This is a genomic window from Brassicibacter thermophilus, from assembly GCF_055378355.1.
This window is the reverse complement of sequence record NZ_AP042446.1, coordinates 741582-764007: the sequence shown is the minus strand read 5'-3', so window position 1 is coordinate 764007 and position 22426 is coordinate 741582. Positions and strand designations below refer to the sequence as shown.

Here is a 22426-nt window from a genome sequence, read left to right as displayed (position 1 = left end):
ATGCAAATTATTGCAAATATTATTTATTCGTGCAAAATTTTGCACTTTACGTTACTATATTATACTTTTTCATTTTGTAATAAAGATTTCTTATAGATATTCCCAATACATTTGCAGCCTTAGTTTTATTATAATCATATTTTTTTAATGTTTTTATAATAAAATTTTTCTCAGCTTTTGCTAATACATTTTTAAGATTTAAATCATCTTCTTCTGAATCGATGTTTTCTATATTTGTAAAAATTGCCTCTTTATGAGTAAAAAGTGATATCTGAGGAAGGTGTCTATTTAATATCACATTTTCATTGCGTTTCATATTTATTATCGCTCTACCTATAACGTTTTCTAATTCCCTAACATTTCCTGGCCAATCATGTTCTTTTAATGTCTCTACTGCTAATGGAGATATATCACTTACATTTCTACCGTATTCCTGATTTAATTTTTTTATGATGTTCAATACAAGAATATATATATCATCTTTCCTATGTCTTAATGGTGGTATTTCTATTGGAATTACATTTAGCCTATAATACAGGTCTTCTCTGAACTTTCCTTGTTTTACTGCTTTTTCTAAATCTATATTTGTTGAAGCTATTATCCTTAAATTTACAGGAATAGGTTTAGTACCTCCTACTCTTACTATTTCTCTTTCCTGTATTACTCTTAAAAGCTTTACTTGGGTACTAGGAGTTATTTCTCCTATCTCATCTAGAAAAATAGTTCCACCACTTGCTTCTTCAAATAATCCTTTTTTACCACCTTTTTTTGCACCAGTAAAAGCTCCTTCTTCATAACCAAAAAGTTCACTTTCTAATAATGTATCACTTAACGCAGCACAATTAACTCTAACAAACTGATTATATTTTCTCGAACTAGCATTATGTATAGAATGTGCAAACATCTCCTTGCCTGTTCCGCTTTCTCCTCTAAGCATAACAGTAGCTGGAGTGTCAGCTGCTTTTTTTGCTTTTTCTATAGCCTCAAGAATTAATTTATTGTTTCCTGCTATATCATCAAAAGTATACTTTGCTTCTAACTTACGAATAATTCTCTTTGCATCTGTAAGCTCATTATTAAGTTGTATTATTTCTGTAACATCATGTAATATAGCAACACTTCCCTTTAATTTTCCATCGACAAGGATTGGTGCAGCACCTGCCAATACATCTACTTTTTTAGAACCAACTTTAAGTCTTGCATTGGATATTGGTTTTCCTGTAGCTAGTACCTTTCTGTGTATACTTTCTCCTTCAGCTATATCTACTTCAGCTGGTTTTCCTATTACATCTTTTTCACTTAACCCTGTAACTCTTGAATAAGCTGGATTTACCATAACATTTATACCTTTTTCATCTACAACTGATATAGCATCCTGAGTGGAATATAGTATTGCTTCAAGCATACTCTGTATTTGTTTAAGTTCTGATATTTGTAAAACCAAATCCTTCATATCGCTTATATCACGAAATATTTCTACAGCTCCAATTAGTTGCCCTTTATCATCAGTAATAGGTATCCTATTGACAATGACATCTAAATCCCTTACACGGCTTTGAATATTTAACTCAGTATTACCTGTCATTATGGTATTTACTAACTTACAATCTGGTAAAACATCTAAAATATACATACCTAAAACTTTAGAAGGATTTAAGCCAGTAAGTTTTTCTGCAGTTTTATTAAATAAGGTAACTATTCCTTTATTATTTACCGCTATAATACCATCATGAGTATTATCGAGTATTTTTCTCATAATATTATTCATAATCATTCCCTCACTTATAGTAATAGGAGAGATACAACTATCTCCCCTATTATTATTCGTCATCTCTATTTATTAAATTAATGTTAATACTATCTGGATTAATAGATACTAATTTTATATCATCAGAACTTAAAGCATTTAATTTTACTTCATGTTCTCCAGCTTCTAAATCTTTAAGATCTACGTTTAAATCAACGTCTTCATTTGATATATTTTGTATAACACTTTTTGCACCACTTACTTCAACAGTTATCTTATCTGGAATAGTTTCTTCATCAATTATTAATTCAGAGCTTAGATTGAAAATAATTACATCATCAAATGTATAATCTAGTACAGTATTTACTACTTCTTCAACATTTATAGTAGCAACAACGCTTACAGGTTCGACAAGTTCTACTCCATCAGGTAAAATTAATTTAGCTTCTTCTTGTATTCCTTTAGTAGTATATCCTACATCAATGGGAGAAGTTTTAATCGACTCTATTTTTTGCAATACTTCCTCCGTACCCTTAATTTTAACTGTTTTAGGATTTACTTCTACATTAGTAATCGTATAGCCATTTAAAGGCTCACCTGTTGTTTGAACTTCAATATTTACATCTTTCGTTTGAAGTACTGGTATAGATACTTCAACTATGTTAGGCTCTTTTACTATGCCTTCTACCTCGTTTCCATCTTTATCTAATGCCATGATAGGAGAACTTTGAGTTATATAGCTATTTTGGCCTGTAATATCTACCGTGGCAACAACTTGATCTACCTTATCAGTCCACGATTCAGGTCCTTTTATAAATATAGTACTTGGTTTTATCGTTTTATCTCCTAAAGCTGTCATAGGTTCAGCTTTACCAGTAATCTTAAGGGTAATAGGTACTTCTCTAGAAACTATCTTATCACATTCAAATAATACTTCTTTAGGATAATAATCCACAATCTCAAGATTTTCTATATCTTCCACATAAATATTTACTTTATTAGATCCTTCTCTAAGGCCTCTAAGGTCAGCATATGCTCTTATACTGTCTTTAGATGTATTTAATACATCATTATTCCTTCCTTCTACTTTTACAGAAACACTAACCTCTTTAGGACTCATAATCATTAGCCCAGATTGCTGTACTTCATCTATATTTGTTAATTCTACGTTTATATCATTATACTCTTTTGTAACCTTTGGATTAACTTCCCCCATAACATAAACCCAAAGAATTACAGCAATAATTATAGAAAAAATTCTAATAGTAAGATTATTATTTTTGGATTTGCTCATCTTTATGCCTCCACTTTGCGAATATACTATTCTTTTGATTATCCGGCTTATACATGTCAAGTAGTATCTGTCGTAATGTTTTTATATCTAAATACCTAGTAAGAGTACCATCCTCAGCTAATGATATTCCACCTGTTTCTTCTGAAACAACTATTCCTAATGCATCTGATCTTTCAGATATTCCTAATGCAGCTCTATGTCTAGTCCCTATTTCTTTGCTTAAATTCATATTATCCGTTAAAGGTAAAAAGCACCCTGCTGCTTTGACAATATTATTTTTAATAATTACAGCACCGTCATGAAGAGGGGTATTGGGAATAAAGATATTAATTAAAAGTCCACTAGACACTTTTCCTTCAATTATTGTACCAGTTTCAACAACCTCGTTTAATCCTGTTTTCCTTTCCAATACTATCAATGCTCCAATCTTTTGCCTTGACAGTGAACCTACAGCATCAACTATCTCATCAACAAGGTGATTTATAGATTCATCTTCTATCTCAATTAAAGGTTTAGTAAAAAACCTACTTCTCCCTATGTACTCTAGCCCCCTTCTTAACTCTGGTTGAAAAACAATAAGGAAGGCTAAAACTCCTACAGTCATAGTCTTATCTAATATCCAGTAAATAGTAAATAACTGCATCCACTCACTTACTTTAGTGGCAATAAGCAATACTACTATTCCTTTAATAAGCTGTTCTGCTCTAGTACCCCTTATAAGAACAAAAAGCTTATACATAGCAAAAGCAACAATGATAATATCGACAATATCTCGTATTCTAATATTTAAAAATAAATCTTTTAAGTATTGCAACCCGTTACACCTCTGCATATTAATTTTAAAGCTCTAATTTTGTATCTTTAATAAAATTATATAATAAATAGCATTTATTTCAAATAGATAAAGAGAATTATTTTTTTTGCCAATTATCCATTATTTCCATCGTGTTTTCATAAGATTCGGTTATTCTGCCCAATACTTCTGTTACAAGTTCATCATTTTTTTCGTAAACATATTCATTTGTGGGTAATATTTGATGCTTAAACACTTCACCATCTCTATATCTATTTACCCATGTTGGAATATATTCAATATCTACGATATTAGTCTTATCATCTTTAACATTTTTTTCTAGTTTTATTCTTACTATTAATCCATCCTCTGTGTACTTGTTATTTATAGTTTCCCTTCTCTGATTTGACACAAAGTTGCCCATTGAATATATAATAAATTTCTTTTCTCCATTTTTATCTATAATCTTAGATTTTTGAACGACATGTGGATGACTTCCTAAAATTATATCTGCTCCCCAATCAATCATTTTATCTCCTAATTCTATTTGTTCTTGAGAAGGATTTCTTTGATACTCATTCCCCCAGTGAAGAATAACGATTATTTTGTCTGCTCCTAATTCTTTGGCAGATTCAATATCATTTTTTATTTTTTCTTCATCTATTTTATTTACCATATAACTTAATTCTTCTTCAGTTAGTAAACTTTCTAATCCATTACAACTATAGGTATATGACATAAAAGCTAATTTAATTCCTTTTATATCCTTCATAAATACCCTAGTAGAAGGCTTTTCTTTATAAGTCCCAATATTTTCAAGCCCATATTCATGTATATTATCAATAGTATTTATAATTCCTTTTTTACCTTTATCAAGACAATGGTTATTAGCAGTAGATAATAGATCAAACCCTGCATTTTTAAGAGCAAGTATAGATTCCTTAGGAGTATTAAACGTAGGATACCCTGTATAACCAAATTCGTGACCTGCAGTAACAGTTTCAAAATTACAAAGTGCTAAATCTGCATTTTCAATATATTTTTTTATTTTTTCAAAAGTAGGCTCAAAATTATATGTTTTATCCTCAGGGTTATAAGCTCCTTTAATTTGTGAACTGTGAAACATGACATCTCCAGCAGCTGCAATAGTTATTTGTATTTTTTCTGGTATAATATTTTCTTCTTCTAATTGATTATATAAATATTCAACATCCTTCCTTGGACGATTATATAAAATGTCCTTGCTTGTCCCATAATTTCTTAAAAAGAAGCCCGCAAAAAATAAAATAACAAAAAATACTACTATTATTATTGTTAATGAGTTATTTTTTTTAACCATAATACATTCTCCTAAGAAATTAATTTGTCAAATAATTTTAACACTATCACAGTACTTATTCAATATGTTTTTAATTATTCCTTCTCATCTTTTATTCTGTTATGATTTAATTTTGATTCTCTCATATACTGTGTCAACTTTGCTTGGTTGTTCCACCAAAGATATATCAAATAAGGCACAAAAATAGCACCTAATATTGGAATATCAGCCATAATAATAAAATCAAATAACCCATGGAGAAACATAGGAACGTATAATGACTTGTGTATATAGCTTCTTTTTTCTATTTCATCAGTAGAAAATTTAGCTAAGGATAGATAATATCCCATAGCTACAGCAAATAATCCATGGGCAGGAACCGATAATATTCCTCTATATAAGCCAATATAAGGATTATAACTAAATCTATAAACAACGTATATGATATTTTCCACCGTAGCAAAACCCATAGATGAAAACAATGAATAGACTATTCCATCTAACTTTTCGTCAAAGTTTTTATTGTTATAAGCAAATCTTAATACTACTAATCTTTTAAAATATTCTTCAGTAAACCCTGCTATTATAAATGCTATATAAGCTATACCCAAAATTCCAGAAAAAATATTAAAAGCTGACAGTAATCTTTCTGTAAAAATAGCAGGGATTACAGATATTGCTCCAAAGATAAATGTCTTCATAAGAAGAGATAAAGGTTCTCTATCGTATCTATCACTTAAGTATATTCCCAGAGCAATAGCGATACCTGGTGTAATAGCTATTATAAATAATCTTGTCGTCAATTATATCATCCTTTCAACAATTTATATGGTTATTATTTGAAATACCTTACACTTTGATACCTATTTTAATTTTAAAATTTTTTATAATTATATTTTACTTCATTTCTAAAAGAAAAGCGACGATAAACTCGTCGCTCACTTATTTATATTATGATATTGTCGTCAATAAATTTTTCAACATCTTCAGCTGTAGGTAAGTTTATTGCTTTTTCAACCAAAACCTTCATTTCTTTTTGAGATATATTTTTAATTATCCATCTTGCTTTTAATATAGATATTGGGCTCATACTAAATTCGTCTAACCCCATACCGATAAGTAGCGGTATCATCTTAGGATCTCCTGCTACTTCGCCACACATACCTACCCAAATGCCTTCTTTATGTCCATTCTCAATAGTTTGTTTTATTAATCTTAAAAGAGCAGGGTGAAATTGATTATATAAATAGGATATATGCTGATTTCCTCTGTCGACAGCTGTAGTATATTGTATTAAATCATTTGTCCCAATGCTAAAAAAATCAACTTCTTTAGCAAAGATATCTGACATAACAGCTACAGCAGGTATCTCTACCATTATTCCTACTTCTATTTCTTCGTTAAAAGGTATCTCTTCTTTTCTAAGTTCTTCCTTTGCTTCATTTAATACTCGTTTTGCTTCCCTCAATTCTTCTATGCTAGATATCATAGGAAACATTATCTTTATATTTCCATATGCACTAGCTTTTAATAATGCCCTAAGCTGAGTCTTAAATATATCTTTCCTGTCAAGGCACAATCTTATTGCCCTATAACCTAAAAATGGATTCATTTCCTTTGGAAGTTCTAAATATGGTAAATCTTTGTCACCGCCAATATCTAAAGTTCTTATTACTACAGGCTTACTACCAAGCCTTTCAGCTACTTCTTTATATGCTTCAAATTGTTCTTCCTCACTAGGAAGTTTGTCTCTATCCATATATAAAAACTCTGTTCTAAATAATCCTACACCTTGCCCATCGTTTCTAAGCACTCCATCTACATCTTTAGGCGTTCCTATATTAGCTGCTAATTCTACTTCAACACCATCTTTAGTAATGCTTTTAGCTCCTATTAAATTTCTTAATTTTTTCTTAAATTCATCTTGCTGCTTTTTCTTCTCCTGATAACAAGCTATTTCATCTTCAGTAGGATTTACAATAACTATGCCTTCTTCCCCATCCAATATAATTGTATCACCATCATTTATATCATTTGTTATTGTATTTAATCCAATTCCAACTACTGCTGGTATTTCAAGAGTTCTTGCCATTATTGCAGAATGAGAAGTTCTACCTCCAATTTCAGTAATAAATCCAAGAACTTTTTTCTTATTCATTTGAGCAGTGTCTGATGGAGTTAAATCTTCAGCTACTATTATGACCTCTTCTTCTAACATTGATAAATCTGTCGACTTCACTCCCAATAACTCTTTAATAACTCTGTTACTTACATCCTTTATGTCTGCTGCTCTTTCCTTCATATATTCATTATCCATAGATTCAAATATACTAATAAAATTATCTGTAATTTCCTTTAAAGCCCATTCTGCATTCACTTTATTATCTTTTATTTTATTTTCAACACTACCAAAATATTCAGGATCATCTATTATCATTTTATGAGCCTCAAATATCTGTGCTTCCTTTTGCCCTATTTCCTTTAAGGTACGTTCATAAAGTTTTTCTATATCCTTCTTACTTCTTTCCCTTGCGTCTTTCAGCCTTTTTAACTCTGCTTCTACGTTTTGTATTTCTTTTTTATTTACCTCAATTTTAGGTTCTCTTTTTATTAATGCTTTTCCTATTACTACTCCTGGTGAAGCTCCAATACCTTTCATTAAATGTATGCCTCCTACTCTCCAAAATTACTATCTATAAGTTTTTTTAACGCCTCTACTGCTTCCTTTTCATCTGGACCATCTGCTACAATCTCTATTTTGTCATCTTTAGCTGCTCCCATACTCAAAACACCCATAATACTCTTTGCATTATATTCTTTACCATCTTTTATTACTTTTATTTCTGAATCATAGCTTGATGCTTCTTTTACAAATAAACTTGCTGGTCTAGCATGTAACCCTGTTTCATTTTTTAATACTGCCTCAATTTTATACATAATTTATACCTCCTAATTAATTTTATTTTTTACTTAAATATATTAAACGAAGTTGCATAATACAGTAAAAGAATCATGCAATCTTCCAATATATAATATTTTATTTTTTTGTAAGAATATTAAATATCTCAGCTGAATTATCACAATGTCTTATATCATTTAAAAAATATTCATTATTAAGAATAGAATAAAATTTCTTAAAAAAAGTTTTAATGAAATTGCTGGAGTTAAAATTTAAAGCTAATAAAAATACTATATCTACCATATTTTCAGACCAATTTATAGGTTTATTTAAAGTAGCTACTGCAATGCATGGTTTTTTTACATATTCTTCATTTCCATGTGGAATAGCTACCCCTTTTCCAACTGCAGTAGATGTAATGTTTTCCCTTTCTATAGCTGTGTCAATAAAATCAGGCTCAATGTATCCTTCTCTTATAAGATTATCTCCCAAAAACTTTATTATCTCTTCTTTTGAGCTGACTTCCAATCTAGGAAATATCAATTTTGTACTAAATAAATCATTGATCCTATTCTCAAAGATTTCTTTGCTAAATTTTTTAGTATTTTCAATGTTACTAATATATTTTTTTATTCTTTCAATATCTTCTTGCCTAACAATAGGGTTTATCTGTAATACAGGTTTAAGCTTATACTCTATTGGCACAGTAGAAATGATAAAATCAAAATCATTATCATTAACCCTTTCTAAATCGTGAGAAGAATATACATTCACTATTTCCAAGTCATATACAGATTTCTTTAATCTTATCGCAACAAGCTGAGCAGTTCCTATGCCACTATTGCATACTATTATTACTCTAGTCTTAGTTTTTTGTCTTTCTAATGCAGCACCTATATGAATAGCAATAAAACCTATCTCATCCTCGCTGATTTTTATCCCATAATATTTTTCAAAAAGAACGCTTGTAGCCCACGAAGCACCAAAAACACTAGGATAGTTAATCTTTATGTCATTCAACAATGGGTTATTAACATCAAGGCCATACTTAAACCTGTTTATAGTAGGCTTAAGGTGCAAAGCAAGTCCAGTAAGTAAATTTTTATCTTTGCTAAAGTCTACTGATAATATATTACCAATAAGAGAAATTACTTCCTTGGTAAAATCTACAATATCTTTATCAATGTTTTCCAAAACTTGCTCCATGCCTTGCTCTTTATAATTTTGCTGTCTTTTTGAACCAAGTAAATGATAAGTAATATATCCTATCTCATCATCAGTAACAGTGATTTTATATTCATGCTTTATTATATCGTATATCCCACAAGCAATTTTATATTCTCTTACTTTCTTTAAATATTTTAATTCTTCACTATTAATTGTAACCATGTTTCCAGTTATTAATCTATCTACACTTATTGCCAGATGAATCAATAATTCATCAAAAGCCTCATCAGTAAGCAAAAAATTCAAGTTCTTCTCTGCTTTATTTAATATACTCACTATCTTGTCTAAATCGACATAATCAAATAAATCTTTTATTTGATTATGTCGATTACTTTTGCAATGTTTTCTATAATTATAATCAGGATTTAATATAATCTTATTTTCTTCTCTATATTTTTCTAATGTAATTAGAAACTCCCATAAAGCTTTTCTCCAATCTATTTCTTTTCCATTTACTTCAATTCCATAATTTTGTTTTCTAATTACATTTAACCGATATTTGTGCAACCACTCTTCAACATTTTCTAAATCCTTGTAAATCGTTATCCTACTAACGTATAATTCATTAGATAGTTGTTGCATAGTAATAGAAGTATTAGATTTTAGAAGCCTTTTTATAATATATAATTGTCTTTCTTCTGATGAAAAAGGTCGGATATATTTTTTTCTTTTATTTAATTCATTCCTTAATATTTCTTCTTTCTCTTTGCTTGTCTCAATCCAAATTCCAACTCTAGGTTTCTTTATTAATTTACCTAAGCAATTGTCCTTTAAATATTCTTCAATAATTTGTAAATCATTTCTTATGGTCCTATTTGATACTGTCAATTTATTAGCTATCTCATCTACAGTAATGCTGTCTTTAGTATTAAGCAAAATTTTAATTATTTCTCCACATCTCTCGTTTGGAAAGGCTTTCAACATAAGCACCTCATAATTATTATTTAATAAATGTGGCAATATATTATTTTTATATTATTATAATATCATATATTATCGCTATATACTATAATTTAAATGTAATATTTACTGTCATATTAATGTGGCAATTATATACTATTTTATAGAGATAACAGTTTTTCAATAGCTTTAGCTACCCCATCATTATCATTAGTATCTGTAACAAATTTTGCCATATCCTTAATGTATTTTTCACTATTTCCCATTGCAATAGGAAATCCTGCGAATTGAAGCATACTCGCATCATTAAAACTATCCCCAATAGCAGCAACTTCTTCTCTATTAATATTAAATTTTTCAGACAACCTTTTTAAGGCTTCTCCTTTTGAAACATTTTTATTCATTATTTCCATATTATTCGAACTAGAAGCCGATATTTCCAAATTCTTATCTTCACTAAATATTTTTTTAAGCTCCATAAGTTTATTACTGTCTTCTTCTAAAATAAATAATTTATAAATACTTGGTCTTTCTTTCTGTAAAAATTCAATATGATTTTCTATAACTTTAATATTAATTTGATTTTCAAGATTTTTAATACCACCTCGTTTGTAATAATATAAATAGCTATTGTTTAGATTTCCAACAAAAAAATCCTTTTTCCCATAATAATGAAAATATATGTTTTTATCCTCCAATATTTTTATAGCTCTAATACAATCTTTTATTTCTATAGGATTTTCATATATCACTTCTTCAGTTATGTGATCTACAACAAAAGCACCATTACAGGATATTATTGGAGCATTTATTCCCAACAATTTTGCATAATATCTAGCAGACGTATATATCCTTCCTGTAGATATTACAATGTTAATCCCTTTTTCTTTTGCTTTCCTTAGCATCTCCCTTGTTTTCAATGACACTTCATTTTTAGTACTCAAAAGTGTACCATCCATATCTATTGCTATCAACCTTATACTCATATAAATCACCTCTTATATTAGTGTTATTAACATTGATATAATTTACTTAAATAAGAAAATTATATAAAAATATTTTATTAAATTATAACCTTATTATAGCTGTACATGTTCCTCAATTATTATTCCTTAATACTTTACCCAAAAAAGTGCTTAAAACCCATAACAAATAATGTCATATTCATAATTATTCCTCCCCTCTAAAATTCAAAACTTAAACTCTATTCACCTGAATAATAGGAAAACCTTTTTGCACAATAAAAATAGCTTGAAAAAATTTTCAAGCTATTTTTTAATGCTACTTCTATATCCCGGTTGTATCATTTTTCCTTTACTTCTAAACATTCTATTTTTTATCATTGCTTCTTGAATAAAGAAAAATACACCTAATCCCAAGAAAATATCCCCTATACTAACCATTTTAGGCAAAGGATACGGCTTAGATAAAGGAATAATATCCCCTAAAATAGGTAACACAGTGGTATCATTTATTACAGTATGAGTTATTATCTGATTATTCTTCAACATCATTGCTTGTTCTGACAACCCTGCACTTATCATCTTGGACGCTGAAACTGGCATTTGTCCGCCATTTAACATTATTACAACAAAATTTAACACTGTTCCAATAAATATTAATATTACGCTCTTTTTATCAAAATTTAAAATTAAGCCAATAATGATTAGTATATATGATAAACAATGTATATATATGAAATAATCTTCTAATATTTTTACGGCAAAATCTATATTTTTTACCTTTAATAATACAGATGTAAACTCTAGTATAAATCCAATAATAAATAAATACCATCCTCTTACATGTATATTACCTATATTTTTTATCTTTCCTTTTCTTATTTTACCTATAATAAGAGATGTACCCATAGACTCAATTAACATCTAATAACACTCCCCTGTCTATTTCATCATTTATAATTTTTACAAAAGCATTAGCAATCTCTGGATTAAATTGTGTACCAGCATTTGATTTAATCTCTTCAAGTGCTTGTTTAACTGTAAGTGCATTTCTATATGGTCTATCTGATGTCATAGCATCAAAAACATCTGCTATAGCAAGTATAGAAGATTCTATAGGTATTTCATCGCCTTTTTTCCCTTCAGGATAGCCTGTCCCATCATATCTTTCATGATGATACTTGATTATTTCGCTAATTTCTTTTAAGAAACCTATGTCTTTTAATATTTCTGCACCAATAATTGGATGCTTCTGTATTTCCTTATACTCTATTTCAGTTAGAGTACTAGGTTTTCTCAATATACTATCGTCTATTCCAATTTTACCTATATCATGCAGTAAAGCTGCTGTTTTTATATCCTCAATCTTTTTCTCAGGAAGTTTTAAAGCCTTAGCAAGCTTTATAGAATATTCTTCAACTCTCGCCTCATGTCCACTTGTATATGGATCTTTAGCTTCCATAGTTTTAGTTAAGGCTAAAATAGTATCCATATAAGCTCTTCTCATATCCATATATAATTTAAATGAATACCTAGCAAGAAGTAGTGGCCCTAAAAATAGTAGAACAGCACCTGCCCCATAATTAATATATGCTAAAGATATAATTATACCTAATGTACCTATAGAAAAAAGGCTGGGAACTAACTCCTTAATATTTTTTATCCAAATATACCAGAAATTTGATTTTGATAATATGGATAATAGTTTACTAATTAACAATGTATTTACAATTAAATATGTACACATAAGAGCTAAAATTGGAATAAGTGAAAAATTTAAGCTAATTTCACCTATGTGTCCTCCAGCTTTTAAATAAACAATACCTGCTAATCCTGCAGTAATACCATATTGCGAAGTATTAAACAATGTTTTAGCAATAGGTCTATTAAATAAATGTTCTACCCCACGTTTTGAATCCTTAACAAATCTAAAAAGAACTCCTAATCCATTAACTATATATGCTACAAGAGGTCCACCTAAGATAATTGCAGAAAGGCTTATTGCAAATCCTACTGAAGCCCCTTCTCCATTTGGCAATGGAATAAGCAAAGACTCGACAATTATTGAAATCACTATGAAAAAAAGTAATGTATTGATATCATTTATATCATAATTTTTTATAAGATATAAACCAAAAATACAAAATAATATAGTTATGACAGCCACATATACTTCTATCTTTTTTGGCTGTTTAGCCACTTTATTCCCTCCTTGTATAAGTAGGCCGGTTAAAATAACTTAAATTAATACCAAGATAAATTTGCACCACTAGCTAATACTAATGCTAGTATACTAAGTAAAATAACTAAAGCTTTTTTCATTGAATATAGCCCCCTTTTGTATTATTTTCTGCTGATCCGCTAATTTCAGCAGGCTATATTCGCTACGCTAAGTAAAAAAACCGGCCTAGCTTTCATAATAATACTTAACAATCCTTCTATTTATAGCGTCAAGAGTAGACTTAACAACTGCTTCTCTTATATCCTTATTAATAAATGCACAACCAGAAAGTAATTGTTCATTTGAATTTGCTATGAAATTAATAGCTGTTACCACAATCTCTCTGTGAGCAATATTCATTACTCCTACATCTTCTAAAGCAAAATGTCCTTTAGTACCTAAAAAGTTTTCAACTGCCTTAAGTGTAGCAGAAGAAAGAAGTCTTTGTGAATTCATAATAGTATTTATGCCACAATCTTTTCCTTCATATTCTCCGTCATCACTTTCAAGCACAACTTTAACTTCAGCCATTGTTTCTAATGTAGTAAAATTGATGCTTTTTAGTTTAAGACGAAAATCTTTATTTATAGTTGGCTTTTCATATATTTGAGCAATACTAATTTTCTTATAATCAATGTCTAACCCAAATTTTGACATTAATACAGTTTGAATATCTCTCGATATTTGTTTTGGGTTTCTCTCTGTATTTGACAAAATATGAATCTCTTCTATAATATCATTATTAGCTACTATTTTGCATGAGATGACTGATTTAACTTGACTAATAAACATCTCAATCTCTTTAAAATTCATAAATATCACCTGCATACATTATTATATTTTATATATTCTATCAAATATCGTATTTTCCTCTAAATAATATTAAATATTTTCTTTTTTGTTGTTATAATATTTATTCTTCATATATTAAAGCCCATTTTTCTAATAGTATATCAACTTTCTCTTGTAATTTACATTTTTCAAGATAAATTTGATTTAATTTCATATAGTCATCACCACACCTACTCATTTCTAAATCTTTTTGAGATATTTGCTTTTCCAAATAAGTTATTTCTTCTTCTAGTGCTTTAATTTTTTCTCGATTATTGTTATTTATACGAGTTTTTTTATTTAAGTTTAAATTACTTTTTTTGTGATTTTTAGGGAAGCTTTCTTTATCACTTTTTTTAGTATCATCAGTTTTTTCTAAAGCCTTCCTCTTTTCTAGGTAATAATCATAATTCCCCAAGTAATTATTTAGTTTCCTATCTTCTATTGCTATGACTCTTTCAGCAAGCTTATTTATAAAATATCTATCATGAGATATAAATAAAATAGTACCCTTAAAACTTAATAGTGCGTCCTCTAAAGATTCTCTTGAATTAATATCAAGATGATTTGTAGGCTCATCTAAGAGTAAAAAATTTATATCCTTATTCATAAGCAAGCACAGTTTTAACCTTACTTTTTCCCCTCCAGAAAGATTTTTAACTTTTTTTAAAACATCATCACCATAAAAATCAAATGAAGCTAATATTCTACGGGCATTTTCCTCAGAAGTAATTATAGTTTCTCTAACAATATTTAAAATGCTTTTTTCCTCATCTTTAAAAAATATATTCTGTTCAAGATATCCTATTTTAACATTTGAACCTATTTCTACCTTGCCACAATTGTAATTATATTGACCTAAAAGAATTTTAATTAAGGTTGATTTTCCTGCTCCATTTTTCCCAATTAAAGCAACTCTTTCTCCATAATAAATAAAAAAATCTACATTGTCTAAAATTACATCTTCGTCAAAAGCCTTTGTTAATCCTTCAACAGTAATAACCCTTTTCCCTGATCTTAAATTACTTGAAAACTCTAAATTCATTTTTGTTTTTTCTTCAATAGGCTTTTTTATCTTTTCCATTCTTTCTATTCTCTTTTGCATATTTCTCGCCTTCTTAAACATCATTTCATTGTCTCCTCTAGCCCCCCAGTCTTTGAACCTTTTTATTGCTTCTTCCATAGATTTGATTTTATTTTGCTGGTTTTCATACTGTTTAACTTTTATTTCAATCATCTTCTTTTTCTCATTTACATATTTTGTGTAATTACCTAGATAAGTTGAAGTTTTACCTGCTTCAATTTCTACAACTTTAGTCACAACATTATCTAAAAAATATCTATCATGTGAAATAATGAGTACAGCACCTTTATAATTTTTTAAATAATCCTCTAACCATTCTATAGATTCTACATCAAGATGATTAGTAGGCTCATCTAGAAGTAAAATGTCAGGGTTTTCAAGCAAAATCTTTCCTAGCATCACCGTAGTTTTCTCTCCGCCACTTAAAGAGTTAAATTTCCTTTTGGTAAATTCGTCACTTATTTTTAATCCTGTACACACTTTACTTATTTTAGCATCAATTTCATATCCACCTTTATATTCAAAAATATGCTGAAGTTCACCATATTTTTTTAATGCTTTATCAAGATTTTCTCCACGTAAAGAATTCATTTTCTCTTCTAACAATACCATTTCTTCTTTTATACTTCTTAATTTATCAAATGCAAGATTTAATACATCATATACTTTATAACTATCAGGGAAATTCGGAATTTGGGCAAGGTATCCAATACTTGCTCCTTTTCTTATAAAAACATCACCACCATTTTTGTCTTCCATGTTACTAATTATCTTAAAAATAGTGGTTTTACCAGTTCCATTTTTCCCTAAAAGTCCTACTCTCTCTTCACTCTTAACTTCAAAAGTTATGTCGTCAAAAACTTTGTTCGCTCCATAATACTTTGATACATTTTGTAAAGATATCTCAATCATTTTACATCCTCCTTTTAAAAAATAAGCCTAAGCAAAGTAATCTCTGCCTAGGCTAATAAACGTGTATATATATTGCAAGTTCAATAAAAATCCAGAAAAATAAAGTTAAAAATTTGTAACTTGCAATTTCGAAGATGTAAAAATATACAAATAAAGCCTAAGCAGAGTATCTCTACCTAGGCTAATAATCAATAAGTACATATATATTTAAGGTAAAGATAACTCATGCCACTTTAGTTAACATAATATTTGATTTTGGACGCACTACTCCCTTGAAGCCTACTGCAATAAATGCTATAACAAATAATATTTTAGCTGCTCTGTCCATAAACATGTTAACTAATTTTTGTGACATTACCTCTTCACCTCCTCATTTTAATACCTATCATTTTATCATAACCACCTCAAAATAGCAAGTGGGTAGCAAGTAGGGACGGTTCTTGCTTGCCATAGCAAGCAAGAACCGTCAGACTGTGTGTTAATGGGTAATTATTCCAATATCACTTAACGACTTTTTATATAAATCTAGATAATATTACCAAATAATATGGGATATTTATGTAAAGAAAAGCTAATAGGTGCTATTTTGCCTGTTAGCTTTCTCATTATCTCCTTTATTCCTACTATATTTATTGCTCTTTTCATGTTATAGGCTAAAAAGGCCAAAGAGGTCTCCGTTTTTACTGACTTTAAACTTCTTGTCAGGAAATACGTTATACCAAATCCTCTTTTTATTGTCCCGAAGGGATGTTCTACTATCATTTGCCTTTGCTTGTAAAGCTCTTTGTTTTCTATGGTTCTTTTATCAACTATATCTAGAAAGTCTTGGTTTATTGATCTTTTAATTTGTCTTCCTTTCTTACTTATTGTGCATTTGTTTTTATATTCACATTTACTACATGCTTCATAGTTTGTATATACTATTTCTTTTGTGTTTTCATCTATAGGTTTTTTTCTTCTACAATAAAGTCTTTCTCCTTGAGGGCATATATAGATATTTTCTTCTTTGTCATATTTAAATTTGTCTAAATAATATTCTTTTTCTCCTGTAGAATTAGAAAATGTTTGTTTTGCAACATAGGTTTTTATATTTTCTTTTTCACATTCTTTTAAATCTTCTGCATTGTAATATCCCTTATCTGCTAATGCTTTTAGTTCTTCTACTTCAAATACTTCTTTTGCATTTTTAGCCATTTTGCTTAACATTCCATGATCTGTTGGATTGTTTATTACATCACAGTCTACTACTAATTTATGTTTACTATCTACTACTGTTTGAATATTGTAACATACATCAATACCATTGTTGTTTACAGACATTAACCTTGAATCTGGGTCTGTTGTTGAAATTTCTTTTGTTTCACCTTTTTTTATTTCTTCTTTATATTGTTCATACTTTTCTTTTCGTTCTTTGAGTTCTCTAATTCTTTCTTTGATCTCTTTTCCTGTCGGTTTACGATCTGTGGATTCTTTAGTATCATTTTCTTCTAATTCATTCATGTATTTTGCAATTTTTTCTTCTAGATATTTGATCTTACGATTTAGGCTTTTAGTGTTAAAGTTATTTTTCTTTGAATTAGATGCTCTAAATTTAGATCCATCTATAGCTACTAATTCTTTACCATAAAGATCCCATTCTTTGCATAGTGCTACAAATTGTTTAAATACATTGTTAATAGCATCTTTATTATCTTTTCTGAAATCAGCTATTGTTTTAAAGTCAGGTGTTAGTCTTCTTAGTAACCACATTACTTCTATATTTGTTTGTGTAGCTTTTTCTAATTTTCTTGATGATGTAACTTTATTCATATAACCATAAATGTATAGCTTAAGAAGGTCCTTTGGGTTATATGGAGGCCTTCCTCTATCTTTTACTATTGTATTTTTAAATCCTAATTCACCCATATCTAGAGATTGTACAAACGCATCTATTATTCTTACAGCATTGTTTTCTGTAACATAGTCATCTATATATTCAGGAAATACAATTTTACTTTTTCTATTTATTCCTTCTATATACCTCATGCTACCACCATTCTTTCTAATATTGTTAGGTTAATTGTAGCATACTTTGTCTGTATTATGTTAACCAATTATTGGACTTTGTACACAGTCTGCCGTCCCTACTTGCTACTTCTTTAGTAAGTCTATTATGAAATATGTAGCTGTTGAAAGTAATATAATTGATGCACCAGAAGAAATGTTAAAATAATATGAAAAAATTAATCCCAGTACAGAAAATATCATACCAAATATAATAGACAAAATCATAATATGTTTTAAATCATATGAAAATTGTTTAGCAATAGATGGTGGTATGGTAAGAAGCGCAATAACTAATATTATACCTACTACCCTAATAAGCACTATAATAGCTAGAGCAATAAGAATAAATAAAAAATATTCAAGTTTTGTAGTGTTTATCCCCAATACACTTGTAAATTCATCATCAAACAAATATGACTTCCAATAATTAAAAAATATAACTATAGATAATACAATAATTATATCAAGCACTATCATCATATATAAATCTAATCTAGATATTGTAAGTATATTTCCAAATAAGTAAGATGTCATATCAGGTGGATAACCTGGCATCAAAGATACAAAAACAATGCCTAATGCCATACCTGCTGACCAAAACATCCCTATTAATGCGTCAGTATTAGTATGTGATTTTCTATTTATATATGATATCCCCAAAGAAGACATTATAGCAAAAATTAACCCGCCTATTATCGGCTCTATATTTAAAAAATAACCAAGTCCAATACCTCCAAAAGAAGCATGGGCTATTCCACCGCTCATCATAACTAATCTTTTTTCAACAATTATACTACCTATGATTCCGCATACTATACTTGATAATAATGCTCCTAATAGAGCATTTTGTAAAAATTTATATTGAAAAATTGCATCAATCATTATTTATGTCCCCCTTATGCTCTCTAAATACTCTATGGGGATGACCATGAGCTATTAAATCTATATTACACCCATATGCCTTTTCAATATCATTACCAATATTTTCATTATCACCATGATAATAAAGGGTTTTATTCAAACATGCAACAGTTCCAACAAAGGAAGAAATCGCACCCATATCATGAGTAATCATAATTAAAGTTATACTTTCATTTATTTTCTTTAATAAATCATATATCTCACCTCTTGATGAGATATCTATATTAGCTGTAGGCTCATCTAAAAACAATATATCTGGCTCTGAAGCTAAAGCCCTACATATCAAAACCTTCTGAAGTTGGCCTCCTGAAAGTTGACCTATCTGTCTGTTTTCTAAATTTAATATGCCTAACTCATTCATAACATATCTAGCCTTTTCTATATCCTTATTAGTATATTTATGAAACATCTTTAAAGGACTTACCAATCTTCCCATCAATACCACATCAATAACTTTTATAGGAAATGTTTTATCAAATGAAGTAAATTGAGGAACATAACCTAATTTTGCACCTTTCCTTATTTTTATTTCACCCGTAGTAGGTTTTATTAATCCCATCATTGTCTTAATAAGTGTTGTCTTTCCTCCTCCATTTGGTCCTATAATACATAAAAATTCATTTTGCTTTACATTTAAATTTATATTCTCCAATACGCATAAATCTCCGTAGTGTACTGTTGCATTTTTAACTTCGATATCGTACATCTTCATCTCTCCTATTTTAAAGCTTTTTTTAAAGTGTCTGCTACCATTTCAAGATTATTTATATAATCAGGAGCTAAAGGAGATAATTTTTGTGTTGTACCTCCTAATTCCTCTGCAAGTGCTTTAGACTGTGCGCTATCAATTTCTTCTTGATAAAATACTACCTTTATATTCTTTTGCTTTGCAATATCAATTATTTCTTGAAATTCCTTTAGTGTTGCTTCTTTACCATGTTTTTCAACAGCTATCATTTCTAACCCATAATCATCTGCAAAATATCCGAGTGAAGGATGATATATAATGAATCCTCTCCCCTTAACGTCTTTTAATGTGTCCTTTATTTTTTCGTCCAATTTATCAAGTTTATCGATATATTTATTAGCATTTTCTATATATATATCTTTATTTTTTTCATCTATTTTACCTAATTCCTCAGCTATAGTGTCTACCATAACTTTAACTCTCTTAGGAGAAAGCCATATATGAGGGTCCCGATTTCCTTCTTGATCTTCATCAAAATATCTATGTGGATACTTCTCACCAACTGCTTGTGCTAGATCTACTATTATAACTTCCTTATTTAAGTCTCTAACCCTTGGTAAAATATTTGCCTCTTCTGCAGGTACTCCAATAGTAAAGTATATCTTAGCATTACTAAAAAGTTCTATTTCTTTTGGGGTAAGCTCATAATTTGCTGGACTATTTCCAGGAGGAATCAATGTAACTACATCTACTAAATCCCCACCAACTGCTTTAATAAAAGTTGTTTCTGGAACAATTGAAGATGCCACCACTATTTTACTATTTTCTATAGATGTTTTTTCACTACATCCAGTAAATAGCATAATTATAATTAATATTAAAACACTTATTTTAATATTTGATTTCAATTTCAACACCCCTATACATTGTTATTGCAAATAGTTTGCATTTGCATCTATGATTTATTATATCATCAGTTTAAGTATTGTCAATAAAGCTGGTATTATTCAATCACATATATATTTATCACACGTAAAATAGTATTACAGAACAATATCTTTTAGGAGGTAATAATTATGTATAGATATGATAGACCTATAACAAAGCCAACTTTAGATTTGGCAGAAGCATATGTGCCTCCCCAAGTAATGGGAAAAATTTATGGACCAAAGGAAGCTCTTAAAAAAGGAACTCTTTTTCCTGAGCTTTATATACCATATAAACCTGAAAAAAGGCATTATTAGCAGGAGGTGTCACAATGGATAGAAGACAATTAAATCTGATTAGAGAATTGATGGAAGTAGGTTTTGTATTAGTAGAAACAAGCCTTTATTTAGATACTCATCCTAAAGATGAGAATGCGTTGCGACTTCACAACACTTACTCTAAAAAGTATTCTGAACTAAAGAAAATGCATCAAGATATGTATGGACCATTAGAATACACAGGAATGAGCATGAATCCTTGGGCATATATAAATAGCCCATGGCCATGGGAAATTGACTACAGTAAATACTAAAGGAGGATAGACTATGTGGATTTATGAAAAAATACTTCAATATCCTGTAAGGGTTGATTCATGTAATCCCACCCTTGCAGCAATGATAATAGAACAATTTGGTGGGCCTGACGGTGAACTTTCAGCTGGCATTAGGTACTTAAGTCAGAGATGGACCATGCCCACCAATGAAGCCAAAGCAATCTTAACTGATATAGGTACTGAGGAACTTGCTCATTGGGAAATAATTGGAACTATAGTATGGAAGTTAGTAAAAGACGCTTCCATTAATGATATAAAAGGAACACCTTTTGAAGCACACTATGTAAATCACGGTAAAAGTCCATTTCCTCATGGTGCATCAGGAAATTCATGGACTGCCTCATATATTCAATCAAAAGCTGATCCAATAGCTGATTTGCATGAAGATATGGCAGCTGAAGAAAAAGCAAGAGCAACCTATGAGTACCTCATAAGCGTAAGCAAAGATGCAGGTGTTAACGATACTTTAAGTTTTTTAAGAGAAAGAGAAATCGTGCATTTTCAAAGATTTGGTGAAGCATTAAATATAGTTAGAAAATATCTAGAAGGTAAAAAATGCTGGTAATTTAAAATAGCAAGTAGCAAGTGGGGACGGTTCTTGCTTGCCAGGTAAAATATGGAGCAAGCAAGAACCGTCCCCACTTGCTAGTAACACTATTTTAAAAATACCATATACTATCAGTAGAAAATATTTGATTGTTAGCCTTGACTAAGTTCCAATAATTAGCCTAGGCTAACAAATCTTATATGAAAGAGGAGGATTTTTATGGATATATGTGAAAATAGCTTTGTTTTTAATGAATTTAATGAAAAGAACATAGATCTTACTAAGTTGCCTATAGGCAAAGCTGGTAAAGTTAAAGCTTTATTAAATACTGGCTTACAAAAAAGAAGATTACTAGATTTAGGACTTACGCCAAATACAATCGTCACAACTGAAAGAAAAAGTCCTTCAGGAAATCCTATAGCCTATAACATAAGAGGTGCAGTAATAGCCCTTCGCAAGGAAGAGGCAAAAAACGTAATAATAGATGTAATATAAA

Annotated in this window: 22 protein-coding genes; 4 read left to right on the top strand and 18 right to left on the bottom strand. The window is 29.4% G+C overall.

Annotated features, from left to right (window positions below; translation table 11 throughout):
* Window positions 1-46 precede the first annotated feature (46 nt).
* The 18 genes from ACZ41D_RS03680 to ACZ41D_RS03595 all read right to left on the bottom strand — a co-directional run bounded on the left by ACZ41D_RS03680 (window position 47) and on the right by ACZ41D_RS03595 (window position 20751).
* On the bottom strand, window positions 47-1768 hold the full coding sequence (locus tag ACZ41D_RS03680; RefSeq protein ID WP_464152583.1) for a sigma 54-interacting transcriptional regulator: 1722 nt from the start codon (window positions 1766-1768) through the stop codon (window positions 47-49).
* Between the two features lie 52 nt (window positions 1769-1820).
* Entirely contained in the window at window positions 1821-3041 is a 1221-nt protein-coding gene (locus tag ACZ41D_RS03675; protein ID WP_464152582.1) for a CdaR family protein, read from the bottom strand.
* Window positions 3022-3855, bottom strand: a complete 834-nt coding sequence (gene cdaA, locus ACZ41D_RS03670; RefSeq protein WP_464152581.1) for a diadenylate cyclase CdaA — start codon at window positions 3853-3855, stop codon at window positions 3022-3024. Before cdaA ends, ACZ41D_RS03675 begins: the two co-directional genes overlap by 20 nt.
* Before the next feature lie 97 nt (window positions 3856-3952).
* Window positions 3953-5173: a CapA family protein gene (locus tag ACZ41D_RS03665; RefSeq protein WP_464152580.1), complete on the bottom strand. Its 1221-nt coding sequence runs from the start codon at window positions 5171-5173 to the stop codon at window positions 3953-3955.
* A 74-nt stretch (window positions 5174-5247) separates the two neighbouring features.
* The gene (locus ACZ41D_RS03660; protein WP_464152579.1) at window positions 5248-5955 is read right to left on the bottom strand and encodes a PrsW family intramembrane metalloprotease; all 708 of its coding nucleotides are present in this window, start codon (window positions 5953-5955) and stop codon (window positions 5248-5250) included.
* A 143-nt stretch (window positions 5956-6098) separates the two neighbouring features.
* Entirely contained in the window at window positions 6099-7811 is a 1713-nt protein-coding gene (ptsP, locus tag ACZ41D_RS03655; protein WP_464152578.1) for a phosphoenolpyruvate--protein phosphotransferase, read from the bottom strand.
* A gap of 14 nt (window positions 7812-7825) precedes the next feature.
* Entirely contained in the window at window positions 7826-8089 is a 264-nt protein-coding gene (locus ACZ41D_RS03650) for an HPr family phosphocarrier protein (protein WP_464152577.1), read from the bottom strand.
* Window positions 8090-8189: 100 nt separating this feature from the next.
* Window positions 8190-10202 (bottom strand): BglG family transcription antiterminator, encoded by a 2013-nt coding sequence (locus ACZ41D_RS03645; protein WP_464152576.1) that lies wholly within the window; start codon window positions 10200-10202, stop codon window positions 8190-8192.
* Between the two features lie 137 nt (window positions 10203-10339).
* Window positions 10340-11164 (bottom strand): Cof-type HAD-IIB family hydrolase, encoded by an 825-nt coding sequence (locus ACZ41D_RS03640; protein WP_464152575.1) that lies wholly within the window; start codon window positions 11162-11164, stop codon window positions 10340-10342.
* A 282-nt stretch (window positions 11165-11446) separates the two neighbouring features.
* Entirely contained in the window at window positions 11447-12064 is a 618-nt protein-coding gene (locus ACZ41D_RS03635) for a DUF5317 domain-containing protein (RefSeq protein WP_464152574.1), read from the bottom strand.
* Window positions 12054-13340: an HD-GYP domain-containing protein gene (locus ACZ41D_RS03630; RefSeq protein ID WP_464152573.1), complete on the bottom strand. Its 1287-nt coding sequence runs from the start codon at window positions 13338-13340 to the stop codon at window positions 12054-12056. Before ACZ41D_RS03630 ends, ACZ41D_RS03635 begins: the two co-directional genes overlap by 11 nt.
* A 207-nt stretch (window positions 13341-13547) precedes the next feature.
* A complete protein-coding gene (locus ACZ41D_RS03625) occupies window positions 13548-14174 on the bottom strand; it encodes a hypothetical protein (RefSeq protein WP_464152572.1) in 627 nt (208 codons plus the stop codon).
* A 100-nt stretch (window positions 14175-14274) separates the two neighbouring features.
* Entirely contained in the window at window positions 14275-16188 is a 1914-nt protein-coding gene (abc-f, locus tag ACZ41D_RS03620) for a ribosomal protection-like ABC-F family protein (protein WP_464152571.1), read from the bottom strand.
* A 223-nt stretch (window positions 16189-16411) separates the two neighbouring features.
* The gene (locus ACZ41D_RS03615; protein WP_464152570.1) at window positions 16412-16543 is read right to left on the bottom strand and encodes a hypothetical protein; all 132 of its coding nucleotides are present in this window, start codon (window positions 16541-16543) and stop codon (window positions 16412-16414) included.
* Between the two features lie 170 nt (window positions 16544-16713).
* Window positions 16714-18213, bottom strand: coding sequence for an IS1182 family transposase (locus ACZ41D_RS03610; RefSeq protein ID WP_464152569.1), 1500 nt, complete (start codon window positions 18211-18213; stop codon window positions 16714-16716).
* Window positions 18214-18318: 105 nt separating this feature from the next.
* Window positions 18319-19116 carry a metal ABC transporter permease gene (locus ACZ41D_RS03605; RefSeq protein ID WP_464152568.1) on the bottom strand — a complete coding sequence of 266 codons (798 nt, stop codon included), beginning with the start codon at window positions 19114-19116 and terminating at the stop codon, window positions 18319-18321.
* Window positions 19109-19861, bottom strand: a complete 753-nt coding sequence (locus ACZ41D_RS03600) for a metal ABC transporter ATP-binding protein (protein ID WP_464152567.1) — start codon at window positions 19859-19861, stop codon at window positions 19109-19111. Before ACZ41D_RS03600 ends, ACZ41D_RS03605 begins: the two co-directional genes overlap by 8 nt.
* Before the next feature lie 11 nt (window positions 19862-19872).
* A complete protein-coding gene (locus ACZ41D_RS03595; protein WP_464152565.1) occupies window positions 19873-20751 on the bottom strand; it encodes a metal ABC transporter solute-binding protein, Zn/Mn family in 879 nt (292 codons plus the stop codon).
* A 168-nt stretch (window positions 20752-20919) separates the two neighbouring features.
* Between ACZ41D_RS03595 and ACZ41D_RS03590 the strand changes: the two genes are divergently transcribed.
* From ACZ41D_RS03590 to ACZ41D_RS03575, 4 genes are all read left to right on the top strand, one after another.
* Window positions 20920-21087 (top strand): spore coat associated protein CotJA, encoded by a 168-nt coding sequence (locus tag ACZ41D_RS03590; RefSeq protein ID WP_464152564.1) that lies wholly within the window; start codon window positions 20920-20922, stop codon window positions 21085-21087.
* 14 nt (window positions 21088-21101) lie between these two features.
* Window positions 21102-21362 (top strand): spore coat protein CotJB, encoded by a 261-nt coding sequence (locus ACZ41D_RS03585; RefSeq protein ID WP_464152563.1) that lies wholly within the window; start codon window positions 21102-21104, stop codon window positions 21360-21362.
* A 13-nt stretch (window positions 21363-21375) separates the two neighbouring features.
* Window positions 21376-21948: a manganese catalase family protein gene (locus ACZ41D_RS03580; protein ID WP_464152562.1), complete on the top strand. Its 573-nt coding sequence runs from the start codon at window positions 21376-21378 to the stop codon at window positions 21946-21948.
* A 201-nt stretch (window positions 21949-22149) separates the two neighbouring features.
* Window positions 22150-22425 carry a FeoA family protein gene (locus ACZ41D_RS03575; RefSeq protein WP_464152561.1) on the top strand — a complete coding sequence of 92 codons (276 nt, stop codon included), beginning with the start codon at window positions 22150-22152 and terminating at the stop codon, window positions 22423-22425.
* The last annotated feature ends 1 nt before the right edge of the window (window position 22426 follow it).